General features: G+C 42.0%; 8 protein-coding genes. 3 read left to right on the top strand and 5 right to left on the bottom strand.

The genetic code is table 11. The features are described from left to right. The coding region (locus tag WAX46_RS02220) for an IS3 family transposase (RefSeq protein ID WP_336493292.1) at positions 1-482 on the top strand (482 nt) is incomplete at its 5' end. A gap of 107 nt (positions 483-589) precedes the next feature. On the opposite strand, the gene pheT is transcribed toward WAX46_RS02220, so the two are convergent. The 3 genes from pheT to WAX46_RS02205 form a co-directional block, all read right to left on the bottom strand. Further along, positions 590-3004 (bottom strand): phenylalanine--tRNA ligase subunit beta, encoded by a 2415-nt coding sequence (pheT, locus tag WAX46_RS02215; RefSeq protein ID WP_336493291.1) that lies wholly within the window; start codon positions 3002-3004, stop codon positions 590-592. Positions 3005-3019: 15 nt separating this feature from the next. After that, on the bottom strand, positions 3020-4054 hold the full coding sequence (gene pheS / locus WAX46_RS02210; protein ID WP_226566444.1) for a phenylalanine--tRNA ligase subunit alpha: 1035 nt from the start codon (positions 4052-4054) through the stop codon (positions 3020-3022). A 371-nt stretch (positions 4055-4425) separates the two neighbouring features. Further along, positions 4426-5169: a TrmH family RNA methyltransferase gene (locus WAX46_RS02205; protein WP_226566445.1), complete on the bottom strand. Its 744-nt coding sequence runs from the start codon at positions 5167-5169 to the stop codon at positions 4426-4428. Between the two features lie 113 nt (positions 5170-5282). Between WAX46_RS02205 and sspI the strand changes: the two genes are divergently transcribed. Continuing rightward, positions 5283-5504 carry a small acid-soluble spore protein SspI gene (gene sspI / locus WAX46_RS02200; protein WP_024425725.1) on the top strand — a complete coding sequence of 74 codons (222 nt, stop codon included), beginning with the start codon at positions 5283-5285 and terminating at the stop codon, positions 5502-5504. Between the two features lie 48 nt (positions 5505-5552). Here the strand turns inward: sspI and cstA are convergent, their stop codons facing one another. After that, complete coding sequence (cstA, locus tag WAX46_RS02195; protein ID WP_226566446.1) at positions 5553-7349, bottom strand: carbon starvation CstA family protein; 1797 nt, start codon at positions 7347-7349, stop codon at positions 5553-5555. Positions 7350-7620: 271 nt separating this feature from the next. After that, on the bottom strand, positions 7621-8709 hold the full coding sequence (locus WAX46_RS02190; protein WP_226566447.1) for a M42 family metallopeptidase: 1089 nt from the start codon (positions 8707-8709) through the stop codon (positions 7621-7623). Positions 8710-8884: 175 nt separating this feature from the next. Between WAX46_RS02190 and WAX46_RS02185 the strand changes: the two genes are divergently transcribed. After that, positions 8885-9289, top strand: a complete 405-nt coding sequence (locus tag WAX46_RS02185; protein WP_226566448.1) for a sigma-w pathway protein ysdB — start codon at positions 8885-8887, stop codon at positions 9287-9289. Positions 9290-9324: the final 35 nt, after the last annotated feature.

Genomic DNA, 9324 nt, shown 5'->3' with positions numbered 1-9324 from the left:
ATGCCGTGGCCGGTAACATACTGGATCGGAACTTTCAATCTGATCGTCCTCTTGAAAAACTAGTAACGGACATCACATATTTGCCTTATGGACAGAAACAATTGTACCTTTCCAGTATATTGGATTTATATAATGGAGAAGTGATTGCTTTTAATATTGGTGATAAGCAGGACACAGACTTTATCTTAAACACACTTGATCAGCTCCCAGCACTGCCTAAGAACTGTGTGTTACATAGCGATCAAGGTTCTGTGTATACATCTTACGAGTATCAGAAAGCTGTTCATATAAAAGGCATTACCATGAGCATGTCCCGTAAAGGGACACCCGCTGATAATGCCTCCATCGAATCCTTCCACTCCAGTTTAAAATCAGAAGGATTCTATCTCCACCACCTGACAAACACTACAACAGCCATTGTAGAAAAAACGGTCAGGGAGTATATTAATTATTATAACAATATCCGAATTCAATTAAAATGAAACAACCAGTCACCGAAAGAGTTTCGACAACTGGCTGTTTCATAAAGGTGTTTTGATCCCTGTCTCAAAAACGGGGGTCAGTCCCGTCCCGAGGCCATAGCTTTTCTTTATCTGCGCAAGACGGCTTGATACGTATCTTCTAATGCTTTTAATACTTTTGTATGAACAGCCGTGACTTCTTCCTCTGTCAATGTTTGTTCTGGATTTAAATATTGCAGAGAGAATGCAACAGATTTCTTGCCTTCTTCCATATGTTCCCCCTCATACACGTCAAAGACGGAAAGGTCTGTCAGTAAACGGCCGCCTGCTTCATAGATGACCCGCTCCAACTGTCCACTTGAAATATGCTGATCGACGACAAGCGCAATATCTCTTGTCACAGCAGGGAATCTTGGAATCGCCGTATATTTCATATCCTCTGTTTCAGACGTCATAACATCTGTTAAATCAAATTCGAATACATACGTTTCTTTTAGATCTAATTCCTTTTCAGCGATCGGGTGGAGTGCCGCAACAAAGCCAATCACCTTTCCATTTAAGTGAACATCTGCTGTACGTCCTGGGTGAAGACCCTCACGCTCTGCTTGAACATATGTGACTTGCTCTGCTACACCAAGCTTTTCAAACAGCCCTTCCGCAATTCCCTTCGCTACATAAAAATCAACGGCTTTTTTCTCACCCTGCCAAATATTTTTATGCCATAGGCCTGTAATCGCACCAGCCACATGCTCTTTCTCCACTGGCTTGGTGCCTTCAGCTTCTGCTAAGAAAACAGAACCCGTTTCATAAAATGCAAAGGAATCAGCTTGTCTCGCCAAGTTATAGGCAAGAGAATCGAGTAAATTCGGCAAAAGACTTTGTCTTAGCACACTGCGTTCTTCACTCATTGGCAGTGAAAGCCTTGTTTCATAAGCTGGATGCAATGCAAAGGCTGTGGACTTATGCTGATTCGTTAATGAATATGTAATCGCTTGTGAAAGCCCTGCCCCCTCTAAGAAACGTCTCACCTTTCTGCGCTTCACTTGGTATGACGTGAGGCCACCAACTGTGCCAGCTGTCGCAGGTAGTGTAGAAGGAATATTATCGTAGCCGTATAATCGTGCCACTTCTTCAATAAGGTCTTCTTCAATCGTAATATCCATTCTGCGAGAAGGAACCGTCACGACAAGAACGTCATTTGATTCACCTACTGTAAAGCCTAACTTATTGAAAATATGAATCATATCTTCTTTTGAAATGCTCATTCCTAACACTTTGTTTACACGATCAGTTGATACATGGATCACATTCATGCTTGCTTCAATGTGATTTTCCTCGACAGTGCCACTTAGCACTTCACCGCCTGCATAGACGCTGATCAATTGTGCTGCTCTTTCTGCTGCTGACTTTACACGCTGCGGATCTAGTCCTTTTTCAAATCGTGTGCTTGATTCACTGCGAAGCCCTAAGTCTCTAGATGCTTGACGGACTGTTTGACCATTAAAATAAGCCGCTTCTAACAGGATCGTCGTTGTCTCATCGCACACCTCTGATTCAAGACCGCCCATGACACCTGCTACAGCGTGTGCTTTCGTGCCATTTGTAATGACAAGATGCTTTGATGACAATGTGCGCTCTTGATCATCCAGTGTTTGAATCACTTCGTTCTCAGCCGCTTTACGTACGACCACTTGCTTTGAACCGAAGCGGTCATAATCAAATGCATGAAGAGGCTGACCGTATTCAAGCAGCACATAGTTCGTAATATCCACGACGTTGTTAATTGGGCGAATGCCTGCATTCATCAGTCTTGTTTGCATCCAAAGCGGAGCAGGCCCAATTTTTACATGTTTAATGATCTTCGCTGCGTAAAGCGGATTCGCTTCTTGGTCCTCAATGTTGACAGAAATATAGTCTGCTGCTTTTTCCGAAGAAGCTTCATGTGTTGTATCAGGCAGTTTGATTTCTCTCCCTAAAATCGCTGCTACCTCATAAGCCACACCTAGCATATTGAGGGCATCGGCACGATTTGGCGTTAATCCAAGCTCCAGTACCGCATCATCTAATTGAAGCGCCTGAAGGGCATCTTCTCCTGGTTTCACATCATTCGGAAAAACAAAAATCCCTTCTGCATATTCCTTCGATACGAGCTTACTTTCTACTCCTAATTCTTGCAGAGAGCAAATCATGCCATGGGACTCTTCGCCGCGCAGCTTTGCTTTTTTAATTTTGAAGTTCCCTGGCAGGACTGCTCCAACAGTTGCAACTGCGACATGTTGTCCTTTATCCACATTCGGAGCCCCGCAAATAATTTGCACAGGTGAGTCTTCTCCGATATCAACAAGACATTTGTTTAATTTATCCGCATTCGGATGCTGTTCACGCTCAATGACGTGTCCAACGACAACACCCTTGATGCCTTCACCTTTATACGCAATTGCTTCCACTTCAATACCGCTTCTTGTGATTTTCTCTGCTAATTCATCCGGCTGCATGCCTTCTAAATCGACATAGTCTTCTAACCATCTATATGAAACAAACATGTTGATTTCCTCCTCTTAGTCCTGCTTGAATTGCTTCGTGAATCTAATATCATTTGTGTAGAAATGGCGAATATCATCAATGCCGTATTTCAGCATCGCAATACGTTCAACACCCATTCCAAAAGCAAAACCTTGGTAAGTATCTGGATCAAATCCGCTCATTTTCAGTACATTCGGGTGAACCATCCCTGCACCTAAAATCTCAATCCAGCCTGTTCCTTTACATACGGAACAGCCTTTCCCGCCGCATTTAAAGCAAGAAACATCTACTTCAACAGAGGGTTCTGTGAATGGGAAGAAGCTTGGGCGCAGTCTAATTTCGCGATCCTCACCAAACATTTTTTTAGCGACCGTCTCTAGCGTTCCTTTTAAATCACTCATGCTAATATTGTGATCCACCACTAGTCCTTCAATCTGCATGAATTGATGTGAGTGAGTGGCGTCATCGCTGTCACGTCTATATACCTTACCAGGACAGATGATCTTCACAGGGCCTTGGCCTTTATATTTCTCAAGTGTACGCGCTTGAACTGGCGACGTTTGTGTTCTCATCAGTGTATCTCCGGTAATATAGAAGCTGTCCTGCATATCACGTGCCGGATGTTCCTTTGGAAGATTGAGCGCTTCAAAGTTATAGTAATCCGTTTCCACCTCAGGGCCTTCCTCAACGGTATAGCCCATTCCAATAAATAAATCTTCAATATCTTCTACAACAATCGTGAGTGGGTGTCTTGCCCCCGTTTTGATTGGACTTGCTGGCAATGTGACATCAATGGTTTGAGAAGCCAGCTTCTTTTTCACTTCTTCTGCTTCCAGCTGTTGATTTTTTTCAGAAATGGCATTCGCAATCTGCTCTCTCACTTCGTTCGCAAGTGCACCCATTTTTGGTCTTTCTTCAGCGGAGAGTTTGCCCATTCCGCGAAGCACTTCCGTAATTGGCCCTTTTTTCCCTAAATATTGAACACGAATGTCATTGACCTCTTTGAGCGAGCGAGCTGCTTCTACCTTCGCTATCGCCTCTGTTTCAAGCTGTTTTAACGTTTCTTGCATGAGTGTAATCCTCCTTTTGATATACAAAACCGCCTGGATAAACGGCTGTTTGATCGTTTGAAGACAATAAAAAAACTCGCCCCTCCATAAAGAAGGGACGAGTTGTGGTCGCGGTACCACCCTTGTTAAGCACACATGTGCGAATAAGCTTCATTGACATAACGGAATCAAACGAATCCGGTTCACCTTTACGCAAATTTTGCAGTCCCGGTGACAACTCCAGAGGTGAATTCCTGTTTCAGCATTCCTTAAATGCACTTTCAGTCTACGATGCATTCTCCCTATAAGGCCGCTCCTTGAAACAATCTTCCTCTATCATCGTTTTTAAAATATTAGTTTCATTATAATGAAACTCAGCGGATGATGCAACACTATCCACGCAAATGATAGACAAGAACCGCTGCTGCGACGGCAACATTTAATGATTCTGCTTTCCCATACATCGGAACATATAAATTCTGATCTGTCATTTGCAGAATCTCTGGATCAATGCCTGCTCCCTCGTTGCCAACAATTAACGCAAACGAACCTTCTGGCGCTATGTGTCTATACTCCTTCGCATCCTTTAAGGCACTTCCGTATACTGGTATACCTTGCTCCTTGAATGCTGAAATCGCCTGTTGAAGTCTTTGCTTTAAAATGGGCATGTGGAAATGAGAGCCTTGTGCTGATCGAAGCGTTTTTCCGTTAAAGGCATCAACGGTTCCATCTCCTAAGATCACAGCATCAAGACCAGCAGCATCTGCTGTCCGAATCAGTGTGCCTAAATTTCCCGGATCCTGCACTGCATCTAACAGAAGAATTCGCTCATACTTCTTTTCTTCAAATACTGGAAGTGTACAAACCGCTGCGATATGCTGAGATGTCTCTGTTTCTGTCATTACAGAGAAAGCCTCTTTACTAAGTTCATACAGATCAATGTCAAGCTCGATGTCGGCTGGGAGCATGTTAGGCACTGTAACCATTAACTCCTTCACAATTCCACTTTTTAATGCTTCTTCTACTAAATGTTTTCCCTCAACGAGAAATAGCCCCGTTTTTGTTCGTTCTTTTTTTGTATGCAGCTTTTTCCATTGTTTAATGTTTACATTTTTAGCTGATTCTATATATTTCAAACGACTTTAACTCCTTTAAACATCATGAGTTTATTATATCTCATGCACACTACATAATAAACCTGTCTTTGAGACAGAATAGAGCTATTATCATCAAAAAAGGAGTGTGGGCAATGGATTTCAATTTAAGAGGCGCAGTCATTCAAAACATCACTGGCCATAATCAAGAGCAGCTTGAACATACGATTTTAGATGCCATTCAAAGTGGCGAGGAAAAAATGCTGCCAGGTCTTGGCGTTTTGTTCGAGGTTCTTTGGCAAGAGGCATCAGAAAACGAAAAAAATGAAATCCTTGAAACATTAGAGCAAGGATTAAAGCCTCAGCAACAGCAATAAAAAATGCCGGTTTGCTATGTGACACAGCAAGCCGGCTTTTGTTTTCATTTACCCAGAGATAGGTGCCTCCATCCTTAGCGATGGATTACGCCAGATCTCGGTCCATTTTTTAATCGCAAACACAATAATCACAAATCCTAAGATCAGCATGATAATTGACAGCACCGCATTCAGTACACTGTAGCCGGATGCATCAGGATTGAGATACACATTGGCCACCATCCAATAGCCCGCATAATTCACCGTGACATATAAGTAAGCGAGCGGAATTAAACAAGTCAGCATATATCGCCTTTTATCAGCAATTTTCAAAACAACCGTCGCACCAATGATTAAGCCTACTGAGGCCATTAATTGGTTTGAGACCCCAAACAGTGCCCAAATGGATCCGATATCACCAGAATAAAGCAAGTATCCCCACATAAAACAGGCAAGCGCACTTGCAAACACTGAACCAGGTACCCAGTCATTTCGTTTCAGCGGTTTATATGCTTCTCCAAAGAAATCTTGAATCAAATATCGTGCCACACGCGTTCCAGCATCGATAGCTGTTAAAATAAAGACAGCTTCAAACATAATGACGAATTGGAAGAAATAAGACGCCAAATGGCTAAAGAATGGAATTCCCGTAAAAATATACGCCATCCCTACAGCTAATGTAACGGCTCCACCTGTCCTTCCTTCTAAATCAAGTCCAATTTCTTTACTAAGCTGCGGAAGGCTTTCGACACTCATACCAAGCGTTCGGAACATTTCTGGTGTACTGTTAATTGCAAAATAATCTCCTGGATGCAGGGCTGTGGCGGCTATTAATGCCATAATTCCAACCAAACATTCTACTAACATTGCACCAAACGCTACAGGCTTCATATCACTCCAGCGGTCTAGCATCTTAGGCGTTGTCCCTGATCCAACAAATGCGTGGAAACCAGAAATAGCACCACAAGCAATTGTAATTGAAATAAATGGCCAGACAGGACCAGCTAAAACAGGCCCTCCTCCATTTACAAACTCTGTAAACGCAGGAAATTGAATCGTCGGATTGACGACAAAGATTCCAGCAATCAGAGCGATGAAGACACCAATTTTCATAAAACTGCTTAAATAGTCCCTTGGTGCCAAAAGCAGCCAAACCGGCAGCGCCGCAGCAAAGAATGCATAAATTGGCAGGGCGAGAGCAAGCGTTTTTGTATCAAGTGTTAAAAAATCACCAAGTGCCGTTCCTTGAATATTTGGTCCAAGAAATACACCCATCATAAGCAAAATAAATCCCGCAGATGTGGCCAGCTTTAAATTGCCTGTCTTTTTATAATAAAGACCTACCCCCATTGCAATTGGAATGGTGATTCCGACTGCAAATGTTCCCCAAGGGTTTCTTTCTAAAGCATGAAGCACAACCATTGACAGTCCTGCCATCGTAATCGTAATGATAAATAGCATAGCAAGCCCTGTACAAAATCCTGCAACAGGTCCTAGCTCTTCCTTCGCTACCTCTGATAGTGATTTCCCCTTTTTTCGCATAGAAGCAAACAACACGACAAGGTCATGCACAGCTCCGCCAATCACAGCTCCAATTAAAAGCCAAAGGAGACCTGGTAAATACCCAAATTGTGCGGCTAAAATCGGACCAACTAACGGGCCGGCAGCTGCAATCGCAGCGAAGTGATGTCCAAAGGTGACCCATTTATTTGTTGGCACATAGTCTTTCCCGTCCTCAAGTGTATGAGCCGGTGTAGGATGATCATCTGTTACCTTTAACACCTTGACCATCATAAATGTGCCATAGAGACGATAGGCAATCGCTAAAATACACATAGATCCTATCACAATTGTAATCGCATTCATTCAACCATCCCCTTTGTTTTGTAAAAATAATATGATATAAATATAGCATAAATTTATTGATTTTTCTTAATTTTTAAAATCAATTTGACAAAAAATAGAGAATTTAATGTTTAGGTGCTTTACCTACTTCCATAAAATTTTTATAATGAAAATTTTTCTTTATTTGTCAAAAAAGTTATTTTGACTCAACCAAATACTGGAGTTCATTTCCTGGGAAATTCATATGTAACAAAAAGGCCTTTCCTCTATGCTGAGGAAAGGCGCCTTCGTACTAAGAACCGTACGTAATCTGCTCGACAGTTTTTTGATCGAGCCTTTTGATAACTTCTGTTAAAAGCTTCACTGCATTTTCATAATCATCTCGATGAATCATCGCTGCATGGGTATGAATATACCTACTTGGAATCCCGATTGATAGTGAAGGAACACCATGACCTGTTAAATGGATACCGCCAGCATCTGTACCCCCGCCGGGCATTGAATCATATTGATAAGGGATATTCAATTCATTCGCTGTCTGAACAACAAAATCACGAAGTCCTTTATGAGATACCATAGACGCATCAAATACTACGATTGTTGGTCCTTTACCAAGTTTGCTTGTCGCTTCTTTTTCAGTGATGCCTGGCGTATCTCCTGCTACACCAACATCAATGGCAAATCCAATTTCAGGCTCGATCGTAGCAGCTGCTGTTTTGGCTCCGCGTAATCCTACTTCCTCTTGTACAGTCGCAACACTGTAAGCGATATTTTCATGCTGAGCATCATGTAAATTCTTCATGACATCAACTGCAACTGCACAGCCCACACGGTTGTCCCATGCTTTTGCAAGGAGCATTTTTTCATCATTCATGACCGTAAATTCAAAGTAAGGAACGATTTGATCTCCAGGCAGCACGCCCCACTCCATCGCCTGTTCTTTGCTTGAAGCCCCAATATCAATAAACATATCTGTGATCTCAATTGATTTTTTGCGGGCTTCTGGCGACAAGACATGTGGTGGCTTAGAGCCTATCACACCTGTGATTTCCCCTTTTTTCGTCACAATGGTTACACGCTGTGCCAGCATGACCTGTGACCACCAGCCGCCGACTGTTTGAAAACGAATATAGCCTTTGTCATCGATTTTTGTCACCATGAACCCTACTTCATCTAAGTGACCGGCCAGCATGATTTTAGGCCCATTTGCATTTCCTTCCTTCTTAGCGATCAAGCTGCCAAGACGGTCTGTAGAAACTTCATCTGCATATGATTCTATGTATGTCTGCATGACTTTTTTGACATCACGTTCATTTCCTGGAATCCCTTTTGCATCCGTTAGGTCTTTCAGCATAGTTAATGTTTGATCTAGCTTTGTCATTCCATTTATCCTCCTTTATCTTCATGGTGCATTCTTATTATACAAAACCTCTTTCGTTCAATACGATCTTTTTATGAATATTTTTCGTTTAATGAAATATTTTTTAAAAAAGTTGAAACCTTTTGCCTTTTCATTCGTAGTACATCAGATAACGGTATTGGAGGTGCATCCTGTCATGTTTGTCATCCTCATTAGACTCGCTCTTGTTGCACTGCTTGTCTATATTTTCTACATGGCGGTAAGATTTTTCTCAAATCCGAGAAGAAAGCTGAAACAAGCACAATTAAAAGAAGGCTTTTATTTTATGGACGAACAACAAAATGCGCGCAAAAATTTTAATTTCGTCTATAAAGGTGTCTTGTTTGAAGGGGAGAAGCATATTCCTTCTAAGGATCATCCTCTGTTTGTCCACTCCATTTACGTATGGACGGAGTCACCTAAGAAACTAAGTGAATTCACATTAGAAGATTTTGAAAAACTTGAGAAGAACATTATCGAGCGGTATCCTCAAACAAAAATTGATTGGGATCAGCCAATCAAAAAAATCAAACAAAAAAAAGGAGCAGACACGCCGTCCTAATGGCGTCTGCTCCTTTTTCAGATCCAACTGTGATC

The sequence above is a fragment of the Bacillus sp. FJAT-53060 genome (genome assembly GCF_037104745.1).
Taxonomy (GTDB): domain Bacteria; phylum Bacillota; class Bacilli; order Bacillales; family Bacillaceae; genus Bacillus; species Bacillus stratosphericus_B.
This window is presented reverse-complemented; position numbering and strand designations above follow the sequence as displayed.